Source organism: Hyphomonas neptunium ATCC 15444 (assembly GCF_000013025.1).
Classification (GTDB): Bacteria; Pseudomonadota; Alphaproteobacteria; order Caulobacterales; family Hyphomonadaceae; genus Hyphomonas; species Hyphomonas neptunia.
Genome location: NC_008358.1, coordinates 2424079 through 2446578 on the forward strand (window position 1 = coordinate 2424079; position 22500 = coordinate 2446578).

Genomic DNA, 22500 nt, shown 5'->3' on the forward strand with positions numbered 1-22500 from the left:
AAGTCCCTGCCGGAGATGCCCCATGCCCTTGAAACTCAAAGATTCCTCGCTCCTCAAAAGTGAGGCCTTCATCGGCGGCGCCTGGCGCGCGGCCACATCTGGCGAAACTTTCGAAGTTACAAACCCCGCCACCGGCGAAACTCTGATTTCCGTCCCCAAAATGGGCGCCGACGAAACCCGCGAAGCTATCGACGCCGCCGCCAAAGCCTTCCCCGAATGGGCAGCCCTCCTCGCCGAAAAACGCTCCGCCATCCTGCGCCAGTGGTTTGATCTTCTTATGGAAAATCAGGCCGACCTCGCCGCCCTCATGACCGCCGAGCAAGGCAAATCCCTCACCGAATCCAAAGGCGAAATCGCCTACGCCGCCTCCTTCATCGAATGGTTCAGCCAGGAAGCCCGCCGCACTTATGGCGACATCATCCCCAGCCACACCCCCACCGCCCGCATCCTCGTCACCCACGAACCTGTCGGCGTTACAGCCGCCATCACGCCCTGGAACTTCCCCGCCGCCATGATCGCCCGCAAGGCCGCTGCAGCCCTCTCAGTGGGCTGCACGATGGTCGTAAAGCCCGCCTCCGCCACGCCGCTGACCGCCCTCGCCATGGCCGTCCTGGCCGAGCGGGCCGGCATCCCTGCTGGCGTCCTCTCGGTCATCACCGGCTCTGCCGGAGACATCGGCGGCGAGCTCACCAGCAATCCCAAAGTCCGCAAGGTCAGCTTCACCGGCTCCACAGAGACCGGCAAAAAGCTGATGCAGCAAAGCGCTTCCACCCTGAAACGCCTCAGCCTGGAACTGGGCGGCAACGCGCCCTTCCTCGTCTTCGATGACGCCGACCTCGACGCCGCCGTGGAAGGCGCCATCGCCTCCAAATTCCGCAACTCCGGCCAAACCTGCGTCTGCGCCAACCGCTTTCTGGTTCAGGACAGCATCTACGATGCCTTCGCCGAAAAACTCCAGAAAGCCGTGTCAAAACTGAAGGTTGGCAACGGCATGGACGAGGGCGTCGACCAGGGCCCCCTCATCAACGACGACGCCGTGGAAACCGTCAAAGCTCACATCGAAGACGCCGTCACCAAAGGCGCCCGCATCGCGCTGGGCGGCAAGCCCCACGCCCTCGGCGGCACCTTCTTCGAGCCGACGATCCTCCTGGACGTCCCCAAAACAGCCCGCCTCGCCAGAGAAGAAACCTTCGGCCCTGTCGCCGCCCTCTTCCGCTTCACCGATGAAGCCGAAGCCATCGCCATGGCCAACGACACCGAGTTCGGCCTCGCCGCCTACGCCTATACGAAAGACCTCGCCCGCGCCTTCCGCGTCTCCGCCGCGCTCGACTACGGCATCGTCGGCATGAATGAGGGGCTGATCTCCACTGCCATCGCCCCCTTTGGAGGCCGCAAGGAAAGCGGCTTCGGCCGCGAAGGCTCAAAGTATGGCGTCAGCGATTATCTCGACATCAAATACACGCTGATGGGCGGCCTCGGCTGAGGCCCGGCCTCAGAAAGAATACCGGCTCGGCGAAACCCCAAACGCGCGCTGAAACATCGCGCAGAACGCGCTGGCGCTGTCATAGCCCACATCCATAGCCACGCTGGTGACGCTCGATCCGGTGGAAAGCAGCGACAAAGCCTCCAGCAGCCGCACCTGCTGACGCCACAGCGCCACGCCCATGCCGGTCTCCCGCTTGAACGCCCGCGTAAAGCTGCGCCGGCTCATGCCCGCAATATCGGCCCACTGGTCAATGTCGCGCTGGTCAGACGGATGTTCGATAATCTCCCGGCACACCCGCACCAACCGCGGGTCGGTCGGCATCGGCGCGGCATAAGGCACCTTGGGCGAGGCTAGCAGCTCGCTCACCAGCAAGCTGACAATCTGTCCCTCGCGCCCCTGAAGGTCATAATCATGCTCAAACTGCGTGACCTCAAGGATCAGCGCCCGGAGCAGCTGTCCCACCTCGACGATATGACAGTCCGGATCATCCCGCTCATATCTCGGATCAATGTAGAGCGTGCGCAGCGATACCGGCCCCCGGCAGGAAACTTCATGCTGAACCTGGCTGGGAATCCACACTGCGCGCTGCGGCGGTATCACAAAGCTCGTCTTGTCGGTCACCACCGACATCACGCCGGAACACGCATAAAGCAGCTGGATGCGCTCATGCGAATGCGCCGTATCCACAAAGCCGGACGGGTATTCATCCGCCAGGGCGACCACGGGGCGGCGGCTCAAATCGAGTTGGTGAGTGCTTTTCATCCTGTCCTCTCGGGACTTGTGTAACACCCGCAAATGATGCCACCGTCCGCCCATGTGACAAGATCATGACTGATCGAGTGGCCCAAATCAGCAAAAATATGACCTGTTAGAATGCCGTGGGCCAAAATTGGGGCGCCCACTGCCCAATGCCTGATCGAAAAATCCATCCGCTGGCGATTCCCGCCACCAGCGGATGGCGTTGGCCGTTAATGGCTGAGGGAGAGGCTGATCCCGGCCGAAATCCCGGAACTGCGGAAGGCCGTCACCTCGCCCCCATTGATCCGGCGCGCAAAAGCGTCTTCGTCTGAAACGTCAGCCCGCGCAAAGAACCCGAACTCGGCAAACTCCGCCGCAGGCCGCGAGGCTCCAATCTCGACGCCGCCATAGGAGCGATGGGCAGAGCCATCACCGGGATGAACGAAGCCGGCCCGGCCAAGCGCGTAAACGGTCCAGAGGCCCGCCTCCCATTCCGGCCCGGCGGCGATCTCCAGCCCCCAGTCTTCAAGATCGGCGTCATAGAAACCGACGAGCGTGGGCGCATAGGGCGCGTCCAGCGTCACCGCGCCGGCGAGCTCCAGGCTCGATTCAGCCTCCTCTCCCGGAAAGGTCAGCCAGTTGGCGGAAACATCTGCGCTATAGCCTGTCCCGGCCCAAGCAACGCCAAGCGTAAAATCGGCTTCATCATCGAAGGCTTCCTGCTCATCGCCTACAGGCAACAGGCGATAGAATGCTCCGTAGACGGTTGCTTCTTTGACATCGACCTCAATGCCCACCCCGAATTCCAACACCTCGCGGCCGATCTGTTCGCCACGGTCATGCAGCGCCGAGACAGCGGCAACATCCATGAACAGATGTGGTTCATGCGCTTCCGCAATAAGCGGCGGTAGGGAAGTCAGGGTAATCACAGACAATAGTGTGCGTGTAAGGGTCACTTGCGTTCCTCCTGGAGACAATTTTTCTACAATTTTCTGGGGCGGTGGCGGCCGCCTCAGTGGTTCACTGTCGCTTGCGCTTCAGTGAGTGTCCCTGGCTGATAGAGCCGCCCGTTTTTCATCACATACCGGATGTCGAGCGTGTTCTTTATATCCGCCAGCGGATTGGTATTGAGGATTACAAGATCCGCAAATTTTCCTGTTTCGAGACTGCCCAAAGCATGGTCTCGCGAAATCGTTTGTGCGCTGCCCATCGTGGCGGCCCACAAGGCTTCGCCGGGCGTCCAGCCGCTCTCGACATACGCCTGCAATTCCCATTGCGTGCCCAGGCCCGGAATGTCGCCATGCGCGCCAAGCCCCACCACGCCGCCCGCTTGGTGCACGCTCAGCGCGCCTGCGCCCACAACGCCATAGGTATAATCGCACAGCGGCGCGGCAGGCACATTCTGAAACCGCATCTCGCGGAACCATTCAGGCACGAAATCGGCATATTTCTGATTGTTGAAGGCGTCATCGCGCGCCATGAAAACCCGGTCCGCCGGCAGGCCGCCATGCGTGATCATCAGCGTCAGCGTGCCGCTTGTGCCGCTCCTGGCGGACAGATCGACAAAATCCTTATGCGGACCTATCGGCGGCGTCGCATGCTCAACGCCCGAAAAGCCGTCGAGAATTCCGGTCAGGGAAAATCTGTAGGACAGCGCGCCTTCCGTGGTCGCCGACAATCCCAGCTCATTGGCCGCTTCGGCCACCCACTGGCGCACCCGGCGATTGCCGGTGCGATACTGTTTCAGGTTCGAGAGGCGGTAATAATCACTGTAACGCCGCAGAACGGAGACAACTTCGCCCTTGGACCGGAAATCATTGAAATCGAAAATCGCCGGGCCGGTTGTGTAAAGCCGGGGCCCCACAACATCGCCCGCCTCGATCAAATCCTGATAGGTCAGCATGTCGATCGACAGGGATGACGGATCAAACAGCGTCGTGATGCCAAAGGCCAGATTTGTCTTCAGGCCCCAGACATCAAAATCAAGCACATCGCGGCGAATATCGGCCACATGATAGTGCGCATCAATCAGTCCAGGAATAATATAGGCGCCCGAAACATCAACGACTGAAACACCGCTCCCCGCCAAAATTTCACCAGAAGGCGCAATTCTCGCGATGCGGCCATTCTCGATCAGAATATCAGAGTTCGCGAGCACAGCCTCCGGCGACGCGCGGTCAGTCATCGCAATGACGTTCGCCCCGGTCAGAAGCACCCGGCCTAATGGTTCATCGCGCTGCGCCGTAACCTCAATATCCGTGCGGCGCGACGCTGTCTCCGCGCTACCCCGTTCAAACACCACCTCGTCCAGCCGCACACGCTTCAGCGCTGCGCCCAGCGCCCAGTAAATCTCCTGCCCGTCCTCGCTCCAGCCGAAATAGTCCGCGCCGATGTCCGTCAGCTGAACATGCGCGCCGCTGGGGTTGGAAAGATCAAACGTCTCCCCTGCCGAGCCGAGACGATAAAGATGCAGCTGATGGGCAATCTGCGCCAGCGCCCACTGCCCGTCCGGCGAAACGCGCAGATCATCCGCCGCCGCAGGCCCTTCAGAAAAATACCAGCCAGGGCCAACAGCCTGCGTCACCACCCGGCGCGCGCCATCGGCCAGCGAAACCGCTTCGACGCCCTTGCCGGTATTGATCAATACCTCGCCCGGATCAGCCGCAAAATGTGGCGTCCCGCCCATCCGCCCCGCCGCCAACACGCGCGACGGCGCGCCATCCAGCGGCATCACCACCAGCTCAGCCTCGCGCCACTGGCCATATTCCATATACGTCCGCCGCCGCGTCTCCGCCGGCGAGCGCACCACCACAATCGCGCTGCCATCGGGCGTAAACACAGGATGGGTATAAAAGGCCGTTTCTGCACTGATCTTGCGGGCCGGTCCGTCCGCCTGCGGCGCAATCCAGACGTCCCCGCCTGCCGCCTTCGTCCAGCTTACAAAGGCCAGCGCGGCACCATCGGCAGACCAGGACGGATGATACCCCGTCTCGCCTTCGCCGCGCACCAGACGCGGCGCGCCGCCCTCCAGCGCCTGCACATACAGCCGCCCCAGCGCCGTAAAGACCAGCGCCGCACCGTCTGGCGACAGCTCAGGCGACTGGATCAGCCGCGCCCGCACGGCCCCGCCTTCGATACGCGCGGGGTGCCGCCCCAGCGGCCCGAGATCCTGCGACACATCTGCCGTAAACGGAACAGGTTCAGCTGCCCCGCCGTCCAGCGCAATCCGGTCAATCCGCCCCTGCCGGTTCACATACAGCGCCTTGCCATCAGCGGAAAAATCATAGCGCGCAATCGCGTCATGCGTCAGCGATGCAAGCACCGCGTCCGGGTCAACCTCGCCAAGCGTGCGAACCGCGCCGCTTTCAAGGTGCATCACCTTCAACAGCGTGACGCCCTCCCGGCGCTCCCCGAACACCAGCGACTGCCCATCCGGCGAGACGGCCGGCCGAAAGCGTGGCACCACGCTCTCTCCAGCCGCGCCAGCGGGCAGCACCGCCGCCTCTTCGCCCGTTACCGGATCAATCCGCACGATGCCCCAGGCCGCCAGCGCGTTGAATGCCGGGTCACCCTCCTTCAACGAGGCCAGATAGATCGCGCCACCATCTGCCGAATACCGCGCGCCGAGCGAACTGGTACTGACCGCGCTGCCATCCCCACCCTGCGTCGCGCGCAGCACTTCGCCCATATCGCCCGCCACCGGCCGGAACCGCCACAGCTCATAGGCATTCCGGTCAGCCCAATAGCGGGTCACCAGAATGCTCTTCCCGTCCGGTGCCCATTCAGGCGACACGAAAACAGGATTGTCGTCATACAGACTGATCTGGCGAGGATTTCCGCCATCGGCGTCCATCAGCCAGAGATTCTCCGCGCCAGACCGGTCACTGACAAACAGGACCGCCTTGCCATCGGGCGACCAGACCGGCTGGCTGTCCATCGCCATGCCGGATGTCAACCGCGCAGCTTTTCCGCCGCTCACAGGCAGCGTGTAGATATCGCCCAGCATGTCAAACACCAGAACGTCGCCCGCAGGCGAAACATCCAGCGACAACAGCGAGCCTTCATCGGTTTCAAAGGAAATATTGCGCGCCGCCTGCATTGGCAGCGTCTGGCCGGGCTTGCCCAGAGGCATGTCCCGTTTGCCGGTAATTCCCGCCGTATAGGCGACAGCTACCTCAGGTATGGTATCTGCCTCCTGCGCAGGCGTCGCGCAGGAGGACAGACCAAGGACGAGCGCCGCGGCCATCAGGCGTACACGGAACGAAGCGGCGTTCCGGTCTCCCTCAGGCTTCAAGCAAACCATGCGGCACCCATCCAGATTGCAGATCAGAACTTGCGCGTCACCGAAGCAATGACCTGGCGGCCGGCGCCATAGGTGCAGTTCGAAGTGCTGGCACAGCGCGCCACATACTCATCGTCCAGAAGGTTCGAGCTGTTGATGGCAAAGCGCCATTTTTCAGTGTCGTACCGGATGCTGGCATCGAACAGGAACAACTCATCGCTGTTATAAACTACCGGGTTGAACGCGCTTGGCAGGCTGCCTGCGCTTTCGCTGCTGTAACGCACGCCCACATTGTAGCCGAGCCCACGGAAGCTTCCGCCCTGAACGGTATAATCGACCAGGAAAGAGAACTTGTGTTCCGGCGTGACCGGCAGCGGCTGACCAATTTCGAGCGGCGTGTTGCTGTCTTTGATCTCGCTGTCCGTGAAACTATAAGATCCGTTCAAGGACAGAGCATCATCGATGCGCGCAACGAACTCGAATTCAGCGCCCGATACTTCGACTTCACCGAGCTGAATGCCAAACACGGGCGTAGAAAGGCTTGAAGAGGTCGCGACCACGTCCTCCTGCAGGATATTGAAAACAGCTGCAGAGGCGAAGATATCGAAACCGTCTCTGAGATTGCTCCCATCATACTTCACACCCGCTTCTACTTGTGTGCCGATCGTCGGGTCGAAAGCATCCCCATTTATATCTGCCCCCAGCACAGGCTCAAACGATGTCGCGTAGCTGATATAGGGAGACACGCCGCTATCAAGAAGATAGTTTGCGCCGATCCGGTAGGTGAATTTCTCCTGATCTGAACTCGTTGACGGAGCGGGCGAACCAAATGGCGTGAACGCTTGTAGATACTCACTTTCGACCTTGTCGAAGCGACCACTCGCCAGCAGGAGAAGCTTGCCGAACTTTATCTGGTCTTGGGCATAAATGCCGAGCTGCGTCGCTTCCTGCTCATTGAAGCGGGTCGTTATACCGGGGCTGATATTCGGCACCTGATTGTATACCGGATCAAAGAGATCAATCGAGCTGGCGCCCGTGAAGCCATAGCCGGCATTGTTGTCGACATTGCGGTAATCAAGCCCAACCAGGAAGCGATGCGTGATGCTTCCTGACGTCAAATCGCCCGACAAACGTGTATCAATCGCAAGGTTGGAGACATCCTCCTGGTAGGGAGAGTTTCCGCGCGTGACGGTGCGATTGTCCGCAAGAAGCCCGGTTCCGTAGATGACGTCCCGGTACTCGGCATAATCGGTATATTTCAGGTTCGCATCAAACTGCAAAGCCTCGCTGAAGCTATGCGTGAATTCAAAGCCAACGCCGTACTGATCACGCTCATAGAAGTTGAAGTCTGGCTCACCCAGGTTCACCGAAGGATCAACCTTCCCAAGCGGGTTGGGCAGAAGCGTTCCGAAGATTGGAAGGAAGCCGTTGGTGTCGCCATCAACCTGATCGTCCTGATAATAGCCAAGCAGATCGAGTTCGGTTTGAGGGCCAAGTTTGATGTTGAGAGCTGGCGCAACAAGATAGCGCTGCGCTTCAACGAAATCCCGCTCCGCTTCCCGGTCGCGCGCCAGAACCGTCAGGCGCCCGCTGATCGTATCGGTCAGCGCCGTCGTTCCGGTCGCGGCGATTTGTTTGTAATCGTCCGTGCCATACTGAAGCGTAACTTCGCCGCTGGTCTCGGCCTCGGCGCGTCGGCTCGTCTGGTTGTAGATGCCTCCGGGAGGCGCGCTCCCATACAGAACCGAGGCTGGGCCTTTCAGAATGTCGAGCGTTTCGAACGCATAGAGATCAACACCCGTAGACCGGATAGACGTGGAAACAGGTGTGGCCAGACCGTCAACAAACTGACGCGGCGTGAAGCCACGAATTGAAATAAAATCGAAACGCAGATCCGGGCCATAGTTTTCACCTGACACACCGGCAACGTAACGAACGGCCTGCTGCGCATCGATGAAGTTCAGAAGGTCGATCTGGTCCCGCGTGATCACGGAGATGGATTGCGGTGTTTCCACAAGGGGGATACCCGATTTCGTTGCCGTCAGAGAACTTGTCGGAACATATTCAGGCGCAATGACAATCACGGCCTCCTGAACACTGTCCGCGTCCTCTTCCTGGGCCAGCGCCACTGGCGCCAATACCGAGAGACCGGCCGCCGCGCTGAGAAGCGTCGCCTTGAAGAAGTTTCCTGTTGCCGATTGGCGTTGTGTTTGCACCATGACTTGCACCCCTGCTGCGTCTTGGTTCGCCCAATGCGAACTGATGGAGTTGATAACATTTCACAGAAAGTAAGTATTTCGGCTTCGGGTCTGGAACTGTCCCTATTTGGCCAATCTGTGCCGGCCAGTGTTCCGCGCTGGCCTGGCGGACCCGATCGAGGTATTTTTAGACCCGGCGCGTTATGGCTGTTCCGCCCCCTCCCCCCTATCGTTCCGATTGAATAATAGCGGGAGGGGCCTCTCATGGCGAGCGCGGCAACCAAGAATACATGGCTGATACTGCACCGTTGGTTCGGCATCATAACGGCGCTGTTCCTGTTCATCGCCGCCATCACCGGCAGCGTACTGACAGCCCGTTCCACGATCGACCGCTGGGCGAACGGGGACCTTTACACTTATACCGGCGAAGCGGCCGACCGCCTCACGCCTCTGGAAGCCGTCGCCCTCTATGAAGCGGCCAACCCCGCGATACAGGTCACAGGATTTCCTCTGACTGCGGATGAAGAAGAAAACATCATCATTACGGTCACGCCCAAACCCGGCGCAGCGCCGCTTGACTATGAAGAGGTCTTCCTCAGCCCTGCCACCGGCGAATCCGTCGGCGCGCGCAGCATGGCCCCCGGCCTGTCGAACCGCCAGATTATCCCGCTCATTCTTGAGCTTCACTACAATCTTCTGGTGGGGGACGCGGGCCGCATCTTCATGGGCTTCATCGCGCTGGGCTGGCTGATCAGCTCCGGCGTCGGCCTTTACCTCACCTTCCCGCGCAAAGGCCCCTTCTTCAAGAACTGGCGCCCGGCCTGGACTTACAGCCTGAAACGCCCCTTCGCGCGCCAGATGCTGGACCTTCACCGCGCCAGCGCCCTCTGGCTCTTTCCCTTCCTGTTCATCCTGGCCTTCACCTCGGTCACGCTGAACTTCTTCGATGAATTCTGGGATCCCTTTTCCACTACGGTCGCCCCGCTGGAAAAGTCGCTGTTCCATCTCGACGCCCCCTATCCCGAAGGCGCCGTGCCCCAGCTCACCTATGCCGAGGCCCTCACGCTCGCTGAGAACCAGGCTGCCGCTGAGGGCCAGGCCTGGAAACCGGCCACGATGCTCTATTACCCGAACTGGAATATCTACGGCACGACATTCAGCGACACCGGCGACCTGAACTATAAATATCTCGGGCCCATCTACCACTATTTCGACGCAAACACCGGCGAATGGGTTCACGAAGTCAATCCCTATGCGGACAGTGCAGGTCTCGTCATGATCCGCGCGGTCTACCCGCTCCACTCCGGTGAAATTGGCGGCTGGCTTACGGTGTTCTTCGTCTTCATCCTCGGCCTGGCAACGGCAGAACAATGCTTCACCGGCATCTGGCTGTGGCTGAAAAAGCGCGGGCCGCGCATCGCCGCGAAGAAGAAGGCCGCCAGCGCCGCCCCGGCCGAAGCCTGAACCTTTCCCTCACGGGCCGGCACGCCCATAAGAACAACACAAACAGAAGAGCCTTATCCATGAGCGTTTCGCCCTTGTCCTGCGCGGATGAACTTGATCCCGGCGTGCGCCGCTTTATCGAGCGCACCGGCGCGGATTATACGGCCCTCTCCACCGTCGCGCCGCCCACTACGCTTGCGCGCCGGCGCGAGATTGCCGAACAGGTGCGCCAGCCCTGGTCGCGTGGCGGCCCGGATATGGCCCAGACCCATATGGTCGCCATCGGCCCGCAGGGCGTGCGCGCCCGCGTCCACATCCCCGCCAGCGGCCCCGGCACCGGCACGCTGCTTTACCTCCACGGTGGCGGCTGGACCCTCTTCAGCATCGACACGCATGACCGCCTGATGCGCGAATATGCGGAGCGTATCGGGTGCGCCGTCGTCGGCCTCGACTATTCCCTCTCCCCCGAACACCGCTTCCCCCGCGCGCTTGAAGATGTCGATGCCTGCATCGAATGGCTCCGCCGCGAGGGCGCCGCGCTTGGCCTGGCGGTAGACCGCCTCGCCATCGGCGGGGATTCTGCGGGCGGAAACCTCTCCCTGTCCGCCGCGCTGCGCCTGCGGGATCGCGGCGAGCCGCTCCCCGCCGCCCTCCTCCTCAACTACGCCGCCCTCGACACCGAGCCGCGCCCCTCCTACCGGCGCTATGACGGCGACCCCTACATGCTGAATGTCGACGAGATGCGCGACTTCTGGGTCAACTATCTCGGCAAACCGTCTACGGACGATCCCTATGCCCGCCCGCTGCTGGCAGACCTGACCGGCCTGCCGCCCGTCCATCTCTGCATCGCCCAATGCGACATCCTCGCCGACCAGAACACCGAACTCGCCGCCCGCCTCGAAGCGGTCGGCAACGACGTCTCCACCCGCATCTATGAAGGCGCCACCCACTCCTTCCTCGAAGCCGTCAGCATTTCCGACTGCGCAGACCGGGCCATTCAGGACGCCTCAGACTGGCTCGCCCGCCACCTCACCCCATGAGCGCCCGCTTCACCACCGTTCCGGACACAGACATCCTCCGCTTCACAGCGGAAAACCCGCTCGCCTGGGTCGTGCCCGCCGCTGATCCGGGCGATGCCATCCTCATGCCGCTCCTGATGGAAACCAGTCCGGACGGCGCCCCCGCCACCCTCATCGGCCACCTGCCACGCTCGGGCCCGCTCGTCCCCTGCCTCCGGGAAAACCCGCGCGCCACCTGCCTCTTCCTCGGCCCCCACGCCTATGTCCCCCCCGGCTGGATCTCCAAACCCGGCTGGGCGCCCACCTGGAATTTCGTCTCCCTCAAGGTCTCCGGCGTCATCACGCTCGACGACGCCCTCACCGAGCCCGCCATCCGCGCCCTCGTCTCCCACATGGAGGCAGACTGGAGCGTTGAGCAGGTCGGCCCCCGCTTTGAAGCCCTCCTCAAAGGCGTCATCGGCTTCCGTATGCAGATCGAATCCCTCCAGCCCCGCTTCAAGACCGGCCAGGACGAGTCCGATACCTCCCGCGCCGAAATCCACGCCCATCTCGAAGGCCATCCGCTCCAATCCTGGATGCGCCAGCCATAATTCCTTCCGAAGGAGCCCCCTATGACCCTTCCCCCGAACCAGCCCGTCCGCAGCTTCGCCCCCGGCTCGCCCGAGCGCGCGAGCCTCATTGCCGAGCTTGCCCGCCAGCGCGCCAACCCGCGCCGCGTCCTCCCGGTCATCAACGGCAAGAAGGTCGACACCGGTACGTCCACGGACATGCGCGAGCCCCACGCCCACGCCAATTCCCTGGGCACCTACGCCTCCGCCGGCGCCCCCGAAGCGCAGGCCGCCATCACCGCCGCCATTGACGCCCGCCATGACTGGTCGCGCATGGACACCGCCGCCCGCCGTGCCGTCTTCCTGCGCGCCGCGGAGCTCCTCGCCGGCCCGTTCAACGACCGCCTGCTCGCCGCCACCATGCTCGCCCAGAGCAAGACCGCCTTCCAGTCCGAGATCGATGCCTCCTGCGAGCTGATCGACTTCCTCCGCTTCAACGTCGCCTTCGCCGAGCAGATCGAGGCGATGCAGCCCCTCTCCTCGCCTGCCGAGCGCAACCGCCTCGAACATCGCCCACTCGATGGCTTTGTCTTCGCCGCCGCCCCGTTCAACTTTACCGCCATCGCGGGCAACCTCGCCATCGCCCCGGCGCTGATGGGCAACACGGTGGTGTGGAAACCGTCCGAACGCGCCGTATATTCGGCCGCCTTCCTGATGGACCTGTTTGAGGCGGCAGGCCTCCCCCCCGGCGTCATCAACATGCTCCCAGCCGAGACCCCTGCCGCTATCGGCGACACGGTCTTCTCAAGCCCTCATCTCGCCGGCGTCCACTTCACCGGCTCCACCGCCGCCTTCGACCGCATCTGGCAAACTGTCGGCAGCAACGTCTCCCGCTACCGCTCCTATCCCCGCCTCGTCGGCGAAACGGGCGGCAAGGATTTCGTCTTCGCCCACGTCTCGGCTGATGTCGACGCCCTCGTCACGGCGCTGGTGCGCGGCGCGTTCGACTATCAGGGCCAGAAATGCTCCGCCGCCAGCCGGGCCTATATCCCTTTAAGCCTCTGGAAACCGGTCACCGAACGCCTTGCCGAGATCGTCAGCTCCCTGACAATGGGCAACGTATCAGACCTAACCAACTTCATGGGCGCCGTCATCGACCAGCGCGCCTACACCCAGATTTCCGCCTTCCTCGACCACGCCGCCAGCGCGCCGGGCCACCGCAAGATCGCCGGCGCCGCGCCATCGGATGAAACCGGCTGGTTCATCCCGCCCACCGTCATCGCCTGCACAGATCCCAAATCCCGCATCATGACCGAGGAAATCTTCGGGCCCGTCCTCGGCCTCTACGCCTATCCCGATGGCAAGCTCGCCGAAACACTCGCCCTCGTCGATCAGTCCACGCCCTATGCCCTCACAGGCGCCATCTTCGCGCAGGACCAGGCCGTCATAAACCAGCTCTCCCTCGCGCTCAGGGACTCCGCCGGAAACTTCTACATCAACGACAAACCCACCGGCGCCGTCGTCGGCCGCCAGCCCTTCGGCGGCGGGCGCCGCAGCGGTACAAATGACAAGGCCGGCAGCCCGTTCAACCTCCTGCGCTGGTCCTCCCCGCGCACGGTGAAGGAAACTTTCGTGCCGCCCGTCTCCCACCTCTATCCCCATATGGCAGGCTGATGGACGCTCTGAGAAACGCCCTGACCGCTTTCGGTGACTGGCTCATCGGCATGGTTTTCACCGCCGTCCCCATCTTCGGGGTTGAGGTAAACCTGATCGTCCTCTGGCTCTTCGCCGGCATGGTGTTCTTCACGCTGCGTCTTGGCTTCCTCAATCTGCGAGGCTTCGGCACCGCCGTCTCCATCCTCCGGGGACGGAATTATGACCCCACCGCGCCCGGCGAAATGACACCCTTCCAGGCTCTTTCCACCGCGCTCTCGGGCACAGTCGGCCTCGGTAACATCGCCGGCGTCGCCATCGCCATCGCCATGGGCGGCCCCGGCGCCGCCTTCTGGATGGTCGTCGTCGGCTTCTTCGCCATGACGCTGAAATTCGCCGAAGTCGTCCTCGCCGTCCGCTATCGCACGATAGACGCAGACGGCCGCGTCTCCGGTGGCCCGATGTATTATCTCTCCCGCGGCCTCGCCGAGAAAGGCCTTCCGCGCTTGGGTAAAGTCCTCGGTACGCTCTACGCCGTCTTCGCCCTCGTCGCCTTCATCCAGATCGTCCAGGTCAACCAGTCCTATTCCCAGGTCAGCACCGTTCTGGGCCTTGAGCAGAACACCGGCGCGGCGCTGGGCTATGGCATCCTCATCGCCGGCCTCGCCGCCCTCGTCCTCCTCGGCGGCGCCGCCTCCCTCGCCCGCATCACGTCAAAGCTCACGCCCCTGATGTGCGGCCTCTATCTTACCGGCGCGATCATTGTCCTCGGCGTCAACGTCACCGCCATTCCCGGCGCGCTGGCCACCATCGCCGTCCAGGCCTTCACGCCAGACGCCGCCGTCGGCGGCCTCGTCGGCGCCTTCGTGGCGGGCATGCGCCGCGCCGTCTTCTCCAATGAAGCGGGCATCGGCGCCGCCTCCATCGCCCACGCCGCCGCCAAAACGCGCTATCCGGCGTCCGAAGGCTTCGTCGCCCTGCTCGAGCCCTTTATCGACACCGTCATCGTCTGCTCGGCCACCGCCCTCGTCATCGTCACCACCGGCGTCTGGAATGATGGCCACACCGACATCGCCATGACGTCAGCCGCCTTCGGCACGGTCTCCTCCTGGTTCCCCGGAATCCTGGCCGTCGCCGTCTGCCTCTTCGCCTTCTCCACCATCCTGGCGGTCGGCTATTACGGCCTCCAGATCTGCGCCTACCTCTTCGGCCCCCACCCCCTCATCCGGCGCATCTACCTTACCCTCTTCTGCCTCCTCCTGCCGCTCGGCACGATTATGGATGTCACCACCGTCCTCAACATCATCGACAGCCTCTTCTTCCTGCTATCGGTCCCAAACCTGATCGGCCTCTACATCCTCTCCGGCGTCGTCGCCGCAGAGCTACGCACCTTCCGCGAAGCAGAGCGCCAAAGAGTGTCCGCAGAGCGCCGCGCCGGGTAATTTCTGTCCGGCTTTGTCCAGATTTGTCCAACTCTGCCCCCCCTGCCGTTGGCGTTTTGTTGAAGCGTGGTTGGAGTTTTCCGCCAAACACGTCAACGGCGAGTGCAGACCGATAGCCACCCCACCCCCAAACAAAAACCCCTCCGTCACCGGAGGGGTTTTCAAAATCCAGGGCAGCTGAAAATCAGGTCCGGCGCATGAATACCGTCTGTGCCTGGCAGAATTCCAGCAGACCATCCTGCCCGCCTTCCACCCCAACACCGGACTGTTTATGTCCGCCAAAGGCGGCATGCGGGGAAAGGTGCTGGCTCTCATTGATCCACACGGTCCCGGCCTGAAGCTGCACGGCAAGCGCCTGCGCCCGGTCAAGGTCCTTGGTCCAGATCGACGCGCCCAGCCCATAAATGCTCGCATTTGCCCGGCCAACCACTTCATCGATGTTGTCAAACGACATCAGCGGCAACACCGGCCCGAACTGCTCCTCCTGAACAATCCGCGCATCTTCCGGCGGATTGTCGAGGATCGTCACCGGCACGAAATAGCCCGGAACATTGGAGGAATTGCCGCCGATCAGGAATTTGTAGCCCTTGTCCTTGGCGTCCTGGATAAGTTCCAGAACACGCTCATACTGGGCTTTGTTCTGGATCGGCCCGATCTGCGTGCCCTGCTCGGCGCCGTCGCCAACCTTCACGCTGGCGGCGTAGTCTACGATCGCTGCTTTCAATGGTTCGTATACATCCTTGTGGATATACATCCGCTTGGTCGCGATACAGATCTGGCCCGCATTGCGGAACGCCGCCCAGAACAGCTGCTCGGCTACCGCCTTCACATCCACATCCGGCATCACGATTGCCGCGTCATTGCCGCCCAGTTCCAGCGTCACCTTCTTGAGGTCCTTCGCCGCGCTCGCCATCACCTTCTTGCCGGTCTCGGTCGATCCGGTGAAGCTCACCTTGTCGATGTCCTTGTGCGCCGTCAGCCAGGGGCCGAGCCGGTCGGCGCCCGAAATCACGTTGAGGACACCCGGCGGCAGGATGTCCCGGATCAGCTCGGCAATCTTCAGCGTCGTCAGCGGCGTTGTCGGCGCGGGTTTCACCACCAGCGTATTGCCCGCCAGAAGCGCCGGCGCGACTTTGAACATCATCAGGATGATCGGGAAGTTCCACGGCACAATCGCCGCGACAACACCAATCGGCCCGTAGCGGGTGACGGCCAGACGCTCCGGGGAATCTTCAGACACATGTTCGGGAATATCGAGCTTGGCCGTCTCCACCAGCCAATGCGCGCCGCCCAGAACATCGCCCATCGCGTCGGGATGCGGCTTGCCCTGCTCCCGTGTCAGCAACCGGGCAAGTTCTTCGCCATTCTGCGCGATTACACCGGCAATCGCCTGAAGGGCCTGGCGCCGTTTTTCGATCGGCGTGGCCTTCCAGCCGGGCAGCGCCGCGCGGGCCGCCGCAACCGCTTCATCCAGCTGCGCTTCGGTGCAATTGGGCGCCTGCGCAAACACTTCGCCGGTGGCGGGGTTTTCCACGCCAAAGGTCTCGGCGCCGGAAACCGCCTTGCCATTGATGGTCATCGTATAGGTCTGAGACATCTGTTTCGCTTCCTCGTGACTGCTGTTCTTTGCGCCACGCTAAGCCAGAAGCCTGCGAAACCGAATATAGATTCGACCAGATTATCCCTGGGGAATGCGGCAATGGCGCGGGGAGAGAGCTCCCCGCGCCCGGCACTGCCACAAAGCTGACCGCTTACGGTCAACTCCCCTTAACGTAGCGTGCCAAGGCTCACATGGGATCTTCGGCAGTTGGCTCGGGATCTTCCAGCATCTCGCCGGCAGCATCTCCGCGCGGTTCATCCTGACCGAACCTGTCGTCCTCCATCACCTCGGGGATTTCACCCGGCTGAGATCCGACAGGCGGAACCGCTTCTGATTCAGGCATGGTCGTGTCTGGAAGCATCTCATCCTGATCGTCGGTATCAGTCGATTCCGTTGTGCGATCAAAAGCCGGGTCAACCGGCGCGATGGGCTCAGGGTCGTTTCCACAGGCGGCCAAGGCCATTCCCGCGACGACGGCGACGCTCATTCCAAGTACTGATTTACGCATTCTTCCGCTCCTTCCGCGACTATGGTGTGACAACGCGCGGTGTACTGATCGGTTCCAGAGTCTCCAGATCCCAAACACCGTGCGTGCCTTCATGGAAGCGTCCGTCACGAAAACTCTGAACATTGAGCGCAGCAATACCATCCCGGACAGACAGAATATTGAATGCCGGCGGCTGCGCCCTGAGCCGTGTGGACAATGTGCCGGCCGTGATCGCGATGTATCCGCCATCACTTTCACGGATAACTTCCGCATGCGGCGTATGCACATGGCCGGTCATGAGGATTTGCACGGCGCTGTCGGCAATCCGCCGGCTGGCTTCCTGGCCCCGCTTGGTTTCGGTTTGCAGGCCCGCCAGTGTCGGCGACACAAAGGGGTGGTGGCAGGCGATGATATGCAGGCGATGATCGCCGGAATGCCCAATGGCGCTGTCGAGGTCGTCGAGATTGACCCGCCCCTCTGCCCAGTTCATCCGCGTCTGCCAGCCGCGTGCCGTATTCAACCCGCGGATCGACGCGCCATCTATATCCAGCGGCCCGGCATGGGCCGCGAAATAGTTATCGTACCTGCCAAAAGCGTCTGAAGCGCGCGCGGCAAGATTGAGAAGCGGTGTATCGTGATTGCCCGGCACGCAAATGAGCGGCGCTTTGAACTGCGCAAGCCATAATTGTGCTGCCTCAAATTCCTCGCGCTTGCCACGCTGGGTGAGATCGCCGGAAACGACAATCGCATCCACATCAAGTTCCTGTACGAGTTCGCTGGCAGCCTGCAGGGCGTCTTTATCTTCGCGGCCAAAGTGGAGGTCCGCAAAGTGCGCGATCTTCATGCCTCACCTCCAGCCACCAGCACGCATGCCGCCTTCTGAATGTAGGAAATGCTGAGGCTGGGGCCTGGCTCGCAGGGTTCGCCATCAATCGTTGCCGGAATGGGTTTGCCCTCTGCATGGTGCATGCGAATGGCGCTGACGCCATCGGCATGAAAGTGCGCGCCTTCGCGCCATCCACGCACCAGCGCGTCCATGGCGGAGGCCGCAAGGTCCAGCCGGCTGTCGGGCGCAATCACGGCAATCTCCAGCCCGCCCTCTTCGGCCGGGATCACCGCCGCCGCCGTTGCCGGGAAATCGCGTTGTTTGTCGGGCTGGTCCACTTCAATCTGGATATTGGTTTCAATATCCAGCGCGTCACGATCCGTCAGGATACTGACCGCTTCCATTATCATGCCCTCCCGAACCGCCTCGCGCGACGCGCCAATATGCGTCAATTGGCCGAAAAGCGCGGCCACATAGAACCTCTGCCCATCCACCTCGCCGGCGGAAATCCAGCTTGGCTGGGGATTGGCCAGCACCGAGTGAACGACCTTTTTCCAGTCAAGTTCGCCATCATGCAGACGCTTGGGCAACAGGTTCATCGTTCCACCTGGTAGCACGAGAACCGGCACTTTTCCATTTGCTGACTGAAGAACTGCGCAAATCGTGCCGTCCCCACCCCAGACAGCAATCGCCTCAACGCTGGCGGCGGCAAGATCAGACACCTGCTGATCGAGATCCGCCTCAAGGTCAGACGGCACAACGGGCTCATGCCCTTCCTCGCCGAGAAGCAGCACCAGCTGATCGCGACCATCTTCCGGAACCGAGCCGGACTTCTCGTTAACAATAATACCGATTTTCATGTGTCAGTGTCTCCCGGCTTCAGAACGTTTCGATTGCGGGAAAGTTCCGGCGGCGCACCAGCACGAAAATTTTCCGTTAGGTATGGGAACCCGCTCCTCGGCAGCGCGTTTTAGTCTCGTCTGCAGCTGACGAACCACAAGGATTGCAAAATGAAAAAGACAATGACTATCCCGCTTCTCGCACTGGGCGCTGTTTTCCTGGTAGCTTGCAACACGGTCGAAGGTGTTGGTGAAGATGTCCAGGCTGGCGGTGAGGCCATCGAAGACACTGCCCAAGCCACCGAAGACGAACTTACGGACTAATCAACAGTCCAATATCCAGACATAAAGGCGCGCCTCCCGAGGCGCGCCTTTTTCTTTGTCTACGTATCTGAAGGACCGTCGGATCAGTCCGGAACCGGGATGGAGAACAACAGTTCAATGGCAATCCGGCCATCTTCCTGGGCATTGACCGAAACGGTTCCACCAATCTGACGGGCAAAGGCTGAGAGAAACAGGCTGGTATCCCGGTCCATCTCAACGGAGCCTTCCTCACCGCCGCCACAGGTGAGCGCCAGTCGGCAATCGCCATGCTCCCGGTCGAAATGCAACGTAACATCTGCGACCTCGTCCTCATCCGCTTCCGGGCAAAGCAGGCTTACAGATTCCAGCACGAACATTCCCACGGGAACGGCAAGATCTGCAGGCAGCGGGCCGGGCGTAACATCCGGAATGATTTGCCGGCCGCCTTCACCCCAACCTTTCTGTTCATCCACCTGGTTGCAGATGGCATTGAACAGGTCGAGCGCTTCAACCGTATCAAGGTCTCCCTCGTTCAGAAGGGTATGATGCACCGCCGCCATCATCGCCACACGATGAGCGGCCACCTTGAGAGCGCTTTGGGTTTCAGGCAGTGCCTCGCCCCGACCTTGCAGCTTCAGCATGCTGAGCATCACCTGCAGGTTATTTTTTACGCGGTGGTGCACTTCACGGAACGCCGCCTTCATCTGGACGAGCGCCAGTTGCAGGTCTGACTCATGTTTTGAAACACGGCTGGTCAGGTCGTCAAAGGCTTCGGCGACCTGCTGTACCTCCAGAGGCGCGCGCGACAGCTCTGGCGCAAGCAGCGCATATCGGGCCGAGCTGCGCATATCCAAGATCCGCAGGCGTATCCGCTCCAGCCAACGCAGTACCATGGCGTCGGCAATCCAGCTGGCCGCCAGAAGCGCCGCGAGATAGGCCAGGATCGGCACCAGAAAGGCGAGAATGACCTCCACGCGCTGGGGCGGCGCGGGTGATCCCACCATCAGCCACAGCCCATTTTCCGAAAGAGGCAGCAGCACCACATCCAGAGGTGGGCCCTGGTCGGGCCGGAGCCGGTAGGTTCTTTTGTTCAGCGCCGCCCCATCACTGATCCATTCCATGGGAATGCCAGCAACGATGTTGGAGCCGATGACCTGCCCGCCCGGCACTACCAGCGACACCGTCACCCCACTGGACTGGGACATGCCCGACATACGGGCGACAATATCCTCCAGCGACAAGGTGAGCGCGATAGATCCGCTATAGTTGCCGAGCGCGTCAGACTGCCGGCGCAGCAGGTAGATCGCCGGGTCTCCCAGCGCCATGCCGCGTTGACCGCTATCCTCGAACGACTCCACGCCCTTGCGCATCCGGTCGTTCCATTCGAGCTGGGGCATCGGCATCCCGACCAGGCCTTCCCCCACCTCATTACAGGTCACCAGGCCGTCCGCATCAAAGCGGATGGTATTGCGCAGCGGCAGTTCAAGCACCGCCAGACGGTCACCGATTTCGTTACAGGTCAGCTCCCGGTCGTCGATCGTGATCATGCGCAGCGCCATGCGGGCGCGCACCAGCATGGCATCGGTCTGGCGCAGGCGATCCTGCGCACTCTGATGAAGTTCATGGAACCGGAGCTGCCGGGAAAACTGCTGTTCGCTCCAGGCGTGTATGGCGCCCATTATCAGCAGCGGGCTAAGGACGACCGCCATGGCAGAAATTACCTGAAGCCTGAGGCTCAGGCGCCTGCGCTTGGCGCGTCCTTCCCCGCTGACTACCGTCATCCGTTATGGCGGCTGAGGACGTCAACCTGGCCCATGATGTCGTTGAACGCTGCTTCGCCTGACGTGACATTCGAGCCGCTTGCCCCGGAAGGCACACCATGTTCGCTGTTAAGCAGTTCAGCCAGCGCCTTGCGCGCCCGGCTGACACGGCTTTTGATGGTTCCGACAGCGCAGCCGACAATTTCAGCCGCTTCTTCATACGCCATGCCGCCAGCGCCGATCAGGATGATCGCTTCGCGCTGATCCTGGGGAAGATGCTCCAGCGCATTGCGCAGCGCTACAAGTTCAAGCCCCTTGTCGGGGTCATCGGAGGCGACAAGCGTCGATTCTGCAACGCCCGGCTCAAGACCGGTGGACCGCCAGCTGCGCCGCTTTTCCGAATAGAACGAGTTGCGAAGGATGGTGAACGTCCATGCCTTGAAGCTCGTATTCTCTGTATAGCTGTCGCGCGCATTCCACGCTTTGAGCAGCGCGTCCTGCACCAGGTCATCGGCTTGGGTAGGGTTGCCGCAAAGGCTGCGGGCGAACGCGCGCAGATGAGGGGTTACCTCCATAAGAGCGGCTTTGAAGTCAGACAGGGAAAGTGCCTGAGTTGCGGTCATGCTTCACCGTCGGGGCGCGATTTGACGCCTGCCTTCGCTTTGGCTTCCGCCTGTTCAAGCAGCTTGAAAAAGTCGTCAGGAACAGACTCCCCAACGACGCCGTCATACATCTGGCGCAGACGCTCACCGATGGCGCGGTTACCAAGGCTACGCTGACTGCGGCGTGCCTCAGGGTCTTTTCCATTCTGATTTCCGGACTCATTCATAGCGTTGCCTTAAATTCCGTTCACTTGCCGACCAGATACCCGCCAGGCGGCGAAATGGCCATATTCGTGCCATAAACGCCGCTAACTTTGATAGGTTCCACGCCAAACTGCACATTGCGAAATATTTCCGCAGCGTATGAAACCAATTTGTGTCCCGTGCGTTGTAACGCTCAGATAGCAAAGAGGTTCCAATATGAGTTTGATCGCCCAATACGGCCCGCATCTCCCCTTCCTGCGCCGCTATGCCCGTGCTTTGACGGGCTCTCAGGAGAGCGGCGATGCCTATATCCGGGCGTGCCTTGAGGCGTTGAGCGAAGACCCTGCCCTCATGGTAGAGGCGTCATCAACCCGTGTCACCCTGTACCGCTTCTTTCATGCGATCTGGTCAACGACCGGGGCAAAACTGGAAACGGCCGGTAAATTTTCCGGTGCTTCGCCCGAAGAACGCCTGCGCAAGCTCGCGCCGATCCAGCGTCAGGCATTTCTGCTGACGACGCTGGAAGGCTTCAGCCGTCCGGAAGCCTGCGAAATTCTGGAGCAAACCCCTGCGGAGCTGGAAAAGCTGATCGAGGCCGCGCACAAGGAAATCGAGCAACAACTTTCCACCTCGGTCCTCATCATTGAAGACGAGCCGATCATTGCGGCTGACCTGGCCAACCTCGTTGAGGATCTGGGCCACACCTTCGCCGGCAACGCAGCCACGCGCAAACATGCCGTTGAGCTTGCCCGCCGGGTGAAGCCTGGCCTTATCCTGTGCGATGTTCAGCTTGCGGACAATTCTTCGGGCATTGATGCCGTGCAGGACATTCTGGCCGACTTTGACCTGCCAGTGATCTTCATCACGGCGTTTCCAGAGCGCCTTCTCACGGGCGAGCGACCAGAGCCTACCTACCTGATTACCAAACCGTTTCAGGATGATACAGTCAAAGCGGCGATCAGCCAGGCTCTCTTCTTTCACGCTCAGGCAGAGCCCCAGACCTGAGGAATTATTGGAACCATTCGCTTTCTCTTTCGTTGATCCTGCAAGGACATTGAAAAGGAGAAAGC

General features: G+C 61.5%; 19 protein-coding genes. 8 read left to right on the forward strand and 11 right to left on the reverse strand.

Annotation, left to right across the window (positions count from 1 at the left end):
* The first annotated feature begins 28 nt into the window (after positions 1-28).
* The gene (locus HNE_RS11500; protein WP_035592710.1) at positions 29-1483 is read left to right on the forward strand and encodes an NAD-dependent succinate-semialdehyde dehydrogenase; all 1455 of its coding nucleotides are present in this window, start codon (positions 29-31) and stop codon (positions 1481-1483) included.
* A gap of 9 nt (positions 1484-1492) precedes the next feature.
* Here the strand turns inward: HNE_RS11500 and HNE_RS11505 are convergent, their stop codons facing one another.
* From HNE_RS11505 to HNE_RS11520, 4 genes are all read right to left on the reverse strand, one after another.
* Positions 1493-2248: an AraC family transcriptional regulator gene (locus HNE_RS11505; RefSeq protein WP_035592687.1), complete on the reverse strand. Its 756-nt coding sequence runs from the start codon at positions 2246-2248 to the stop codon at positions 1493-1495.
* Between the two features lie 206 nt (positions 2249-2454).
* Positions 2455-3180 (reverse strand): hypothetical protein, encoded by a 726-nt coding sequence (locus tag HNE_RS11510; RefSeq protein ID WP_011647320.1) that lies wholly within the window; start codon positions 3178-3180, stop codon positions 2455-2457.
* A gap of 56 nt (positions 3181-3236) precedes the next feature.
* A complete protein-coding gene (locus HNE_RS11515) occupies positions 3237-6527 on the reverse strand; it encodes an amidohydrolase family protein (protein ID WP_083759079.1) in 3291 nt (1096 codons plus the stop codon).
* Positions 6528-6550: 23 nt separating this feature from the next.
* Positions 6551-8725, reverse strand: a complete 2175-nt coding sequence (locus tag HNE_RS11520) for a TonB-dependent siderophore receptor (protein ID WP_011647322.1) — start codon at positions 8723-8725, stop codon at positions 6551-6553.
* A 243-nt stretch (positions 8726-8968) separates the two neighbouring features.
* Between HNE_RS11520 and HNE_RS11525 the strand changes: the two genes are divergently transcribed.
* The 5 genes from HNE_RS11525 to HNE_RS11545 are packed head-to-tail and all read left to right on the forward strand — an operon-like array spanning position 8969 to position 14809.
* The gene (locus HNE_RS11525; protein ID WP_011647323.1) at positions 8969-10168 is read left to right on the forward strand and encodes a PepSY-associated TM helix domain-containing protein; all 1200 of its coding nucleotides are present in this window, start codon (positions 8969-8971) and stop codon (positions 10166-10168) included.
* Positions 10169-10227: 59 nt separating this feature from the next.
* Positions 10228-11187: an alpha/beta hydrolase gene (locus tag HNE_RS11530; protein WP_011647324.1), complete on the forward strand. Its 960-nt coding sequence runs from the start codon at positions 10228-10230 to the stop codon at positions 11185-11187.
* Positions 11184-11756: an FMN-binding negative transcriptional regulator gene (locus HNE_RS11535; protein WP_011647325.1), complete on the forward strand. Its 573-nt coding sequence runs from the start codon at positions 11184-11186 to the stop codon at positions 11754-11756. Before HNE_RS11530 ends, HNE_RS11535 begins: the two co-directional genes overlap by 4 nt.
* A gap of 21 nt (positions 11757-11777) precedes the next feature.
* A complete protein-coding gene (pruA, locus tag HNE_RS11540) occupies positions 11778-13388 on the forward strand; it encodes an L-glutamate gamma-semialdehyde dehydrogenase (RefSeq protein ID WP_011647326.1) in 1611 nt (536 codons plus the stop codon).
* Positions 13388-14809 carry an alanine/glycine:cation symporter family protein gene (locus HNE_RS11545; RefSeq protein WP_011647327.1) on the forward strand — a complete coding sequence of 474 codons (1422 nt, stop codon included), beginning with the start codon at positions 13388-13390 and terminating at the stop codon, positions 14807-14809. The genes pruA and HNE_RS11545 overlap by 1 nt, the downstream gene beginning before the upstream one ends.
* 184 nt (positions 14810-14993) lie before the next feature.
* Here the strand turns inward: HNE_RS11545 and HNE_RS11550 are convergent, their stop codons facing one another.
* The 4 genes from HNE_RS11550 to HNE_RS11565 all read right to left on the reverse strand — a co-directional run bounded on the left by HNE_RS11550 (position 14994) and on the right by HNE_RS11565 (position 18582).
* Positions 14994-16406, reverse strand: a complete 1413-nt coding sequence (locus tag HNE_RS11550) for an aldehyde dehydrogenase family protein (protein ID WP_011647328.1) — start codon at positions 16404-16406, stop codon at positions 14994-14996.
* Positions 16407-16596: 190 nt separating this feature from the next.
* A complete protein-coding gene (locus HNE_RS11555) occupies positions 16597-16917 on the reverse strand; it encodes a hypothetical protein (RefSeq protein WP_148205871.1) in 321 nt (106 codons plus the stop codon).
* Positions 16918-16936: 19 nt separating this feature from the next.
* On the reverse strand, positions 16937-17740 hold the full coding sequence (locus HNE_RS11560; protein WP_011647329.1) for a metallophosphoesterase family protein: 804 nt from the start codon (positions 17738-17740) through the stop codon (positions 16937-16939).
* Positions 17737-18582, reverse strand: coding sequence for a diacylglycerol/lipid kinase family protein (locus tag HNE_RS11565; protein WP_011647330.1), 846 nt, complete (start codon positions 18580-18582; stop codon positions 17737-17739). The genes HNE_RS11560 and HNE_RS11565 overlap by 4 nt, the downstream gene beginning before the upstream one ends.
* Positions 18583-18744: 162 nt before the next feature.
* Between HNE_RS11565 and HNE_RS18405 the strand changes: the two genes are divergently transcribed.
* Positions 18745-18885, forward strand: a complete 141-nt coding sequence (locus HNE_RS18405; RefSeq protein WP_407637689.1) for an entericidin A/B family lipoprotein — start codon at positions 18745-18747, stop codon at positions 18883-18885.
* Between the two features lie 83 nt (positions 18886-18968).
* On the opposite strand, the gene HNE_RS11570 is transcribed toward HNE_RS18405, so the two are convergent.
* From HNE_RS11570 to HNE_RS11580, 3 genes are all read right to left on the reverse strand, one after another.
* Positions 18969-20573, reverse strand: coding sequence for a sensor histidine kinase (locus HNE_RS11570; RefSeq protein ID WP_011647332.1), 1605 nt, complete (start codon positions 20571-20573; stop codon positions 18969-18971).
* Between the two features lie 68 nt (positions 20574-20641).
* Positions 20642-21247 carry a sigma-70 family RNA polymerase sigma factor gene (locus HNE_RS11575; RefSeq protein ID WP_011647333.1) on the reverse strand — a complete coding sequence of 202 codons (606 nt, stop codon included), beginning with the start codon at positions 21245-21247 and terminating at the stop codon, positions 20642-20644.
* Complete coding sequence (locus HNE_RS11580; protein WP_011647335.1) at positions 21244-21453, reverse strand: NepR family anti-sigma factor; 210 nt, start codon at positions 21451-21453, stop codon at positions 21244-21246. The genes HNE_RS11575 and HNE_RS11580 overlap by 4 nt, the downstream gene beginning before the upstream one ends.
* A gap of 193 nt (positions 21454-21646) precedes the next feature.
* On the opposite strand from HNE_RS11580, the gene HNE_RS11585 reads away from it, so the two are divergent.
* Entirely contained in the window at positions 21647-22435 is a 789-nt protein-coding gene (locus HNE_RS11585; RefSeq protein ID WP_011647337.1) for a response regulator, read from the forward strand.
* Positions 22436-22500 lie beyond the last annotated feature (65 nt).